General features: G+C 35.5%; 4 protein-coding genes. All 4 read left to right on the top strand.

Translation table 11 applies throughout. The features are described 5' to 3' along the window. Nucleotides 1–337: 337 nt before the first annotated feature. The 4 genes from ACFIN0_RS09500 (at nt 338) to ACFIN0_RS09485 (ending at nt 2,762) form a co-directional block, all read left to right on the top strand. Nucleotides 338–667, top strand: a complete 330-nt coding sequence (locus ACFIN0_RS09500; protein WP_375613775.1) for a hypothetical protein — start codon at nt 338–340, stop codon at nt 665–667. Then, on the top strand, nt 654–1,106 hold the full coding sequence (locus ACFIN0_RS09495; protein ID WP_375610908.1) for a hypothetical protein: 453 nt from the start codon (nt 654–656) through the stop codon (nt 1,104–1,106). The genes ACFIN0_RS09500 and ACFIN0_RS09495 overlap by 14 nt, the downstream gene beginning before the upstream one ends. A gap of 345 nt (nt 1,107–1,451) precedes the next feature. Further along, a complete protein-coding gene (locus ACFIN0_RS09490; RefSeq protein WP_375613773.1) occupies nt 1,452–1,976 on the top strand; it encodes a hypothetical protein in 525 nt (174 codons plus the stop codon). Between the two features lie 84 nt (nt 1,977–2,060). Next, nucleotides 2,061–2,762: a hypothetical protein gene (locus ACFIN0_RS09485; RefSeq protein ID WP_375702421.1), complete on the top strand. Its 702-nt coding sequence runs from the start codon at nt 2,061–2,063 to the stop codon at nt 2,760–2,762. The last annotated feature ends 135 nt before the right edge of the window (nt 2,763–2,897 follow it).

Below are 2,897 nucleotides of genomic sequence, written 5' to 3'. Positions count from 1 at the left end.
ACAATTTCGCAAATAACCTTTCAGAAAGCTTCAATCAACTTGCAACAGCGATCTACGCTTAAAGACACTTATGGATCAGAAATAGAGCTTTTTTCGGAAGCATCAGTCATGAAATCGCATTTAAAAGCATTGAAGGATAAACAGCAAAGTAGTGAAGTTTGCTGATGATTTTGAGAATATATATGCGTTTAAATTGACAGAAAGGCACCGTACAGAGCGATTTAAATATTTTGTGATAAAAACCACATTGAAATTAAAAACGCTTCTGTACGGTCCATTTTGAGGCAAATAAACCCATTGGTAAAGTTATGGATTTAGATAGGGGATATTAAACCAGATGTTTTTAAAAAAACGTAAACAGAAGGGGGGAAAAAAGTTCGTTGCAACGGCGGTGGGGCATGCCCCATGGGGATTAGGGGTAGCAGAGTATTTTTACAATCTTTACGAATATGATGATGGTACAAGAGAATATGAAGAATTTGACGGTGGTCAGTATCATGAGATGCCTGAGAATGTTGATTACAGTACCAAGGCTCAAGTGAAAGCGTGGATTTATGGGGGCGGTATTCCGAAAAGCGTTCTCAATTACGAACCTCTCATAGATGAGATCAATAAAGAGATCAAAAAATTATCAAAAACCGCAGGAAATAAATATGTTTACAGATAAGCAGCTAAGAGCCTTGTTTGGTATTATAATTTTTATATTTTTATGCTTTTTAGAAATTAAAAAAAATCCCTATTTTATCCAAGGTATTTTGATATTTGCATCTTTTGGTTTGATAATAATAACAAATATTTTTGTAATTTTATGCAATTCTCATATTCCTTTTGAGTTGCAGAACAATCCAAAATATAAAGATGATGATACAACAGGTTGGAAGATATTAACACGTGATTTACAACAGTATATGCACCGACTTTTAAAGCTAATAAGTTTAGCACTTGTCGTTTTAATTTTTCCAAATAGTTATACTGTATTTTGGTATTTAGATATCGTTTTTTGGTACTTTTTTTTAGTTTATTCATTCTTTCTCATGTTGCATACACGCAGTTTAATAAACATGTCCATTTACGCACTACATTTTTATACTAAAAACCAAAAGTAAAATTTAAAATCACTTGGTATTCAATTAGCTAGGTATCAAAATGAAAAAAATTGAAAAAAATAAAAAATACGTATTGACTTTAAAGAAAAGGTCGTTTATTAAAGTCGACAAGTGATTGAAACCCACTTGATAATAGGCGGGTAGGCAACGAAATAGCCTTTCCTACGTAAATATACTGGCTTTCTTTTGTGCTGTTATTGGCATATAACAATTTTGCCGGGTGTGGTTATACTATACAATACCCTTCATAGGGGAAAGTGTAACGACGGGCCTATTACCGTGGTTTCAAACACCCGGCGCCTCTTATGGGGTGTCAATTGAAACCTTTAAAATAGGATAATTAGCATGAAAGCTACAGTTACAAATCAAGAAACTTCTCCAAAATATCAACTCACCAATCAAACAATTCTTCGCGAAGGTAAAAAACTTTATCGCATTAAGGCGTTAAGAGATTTTGGTGATGTTAAAGCTGGTCAACTTGGTGGCTATATTGAATCTGAAGAAAATCTTTCTCATGATGGTAATTGTTGGGTTGGTGATCAGGCCATTGTTGTGAGCCCTGGTCGTGTTTACGAAAATGCGCAGGTTTATGGCAATGCAGGTGTTGGTGGTTTTGTATATGGTAATGCTCGCGTCTACGATTCAGCAAAGGTTTTTGCCAATGCCCATGTGTATGATAATGCCCATGTTTTCGATAGTGCAAAAATTGTAAGTAAAGTGCATGTTTATGAAAATGCCAATGCATGTGGCATGGCTATTGTTACTAAGAATATTTGTGGTGACACAATGAATAATGTTTATACAGAACGCCTTTCTCCTTATGGTGAAATTTGCTTTGTTATGTGTCGTCCCCATAGGAAAACAGCTTAAATAACGGCGCGGGCGCGGCGGGGGCGCCTCCTTATAACCATTTCATTTAAAAATTTGTTTGAATATTAGATTAGGGAGCTACCTATGACCACTAAAAATGTATCTAAAAAATATGAGCTTATAAATGAAAGTCACGTTAAAGGGATTACTTTATACCGCATTCGTGCTTTAAAAGACTTTGGTGATGTTAAAGCTGGTGATTTAGGCGGCTTTATTGAAAAGGAAGATAACCTTTCTCATGATGGCAATTGCTGGGTTTATGATAATGCTTGTGTTGTAAAATCTGGTCGTGTTTATGAAAATGCAAGGGTATATGGCAATGCTGCCATTGGTGGTTTTGTTTATGGCAATGCGCATGTATATGATAAAACCCGCGTGTATTTTGGAGCTCATGTTTATGATAATGCGCATCTTTCTGATAAGGTGTGGGTTTATCAATATGCAAGGGTTTATGGGAATGCAAAATTAACAGGAAGTGCACGCATTTATAGCAAGGCTGAGGTTTATGATCATGCTGTTGTAAGTAGCTCTTCAAAAATTTATGGCAAGGTTTATGGCAATGCTAGCGTGGGTGGGTATGTTAAGGTCTATGGTTCTGTTTATGGGAATGCAAAAGTGACTGGTTATCACACCATTAGAGGTTTGGTACATGGCAATGCAAGATTAAAAAGAAATGAGTATTCATATACAGAACAAAACCCTTATTATGCATATGGGATTCCTGAGGATTGTGAAATTTATGAAAACGATACCGTTGTAAAGATTGTTGAAAATAAAGCAGCGTAAATAAAATAACGGGGCGGGGGGCTGCTTTATAGCAAAAAAGCCGCGTCCTTTTAAGACACGGCTTTTGTTTGCAACTGGAAACTTATACATTTTAAATGTTAAAATATATTACACAAAACGTGTAAAAATGCAAGC

This window comes from Bartonella sp. AA89HNZF, assembly GCF_042196905.1.
Classification (GTDB): Bacteria; Pseudomonadota; Alphaproteobacteria; order Rhizobiales; family Rhizobiaceae; genus Bartonella.
This window is presented reverse-complemented; position numbering and strand designations above follow the sequence as displayed.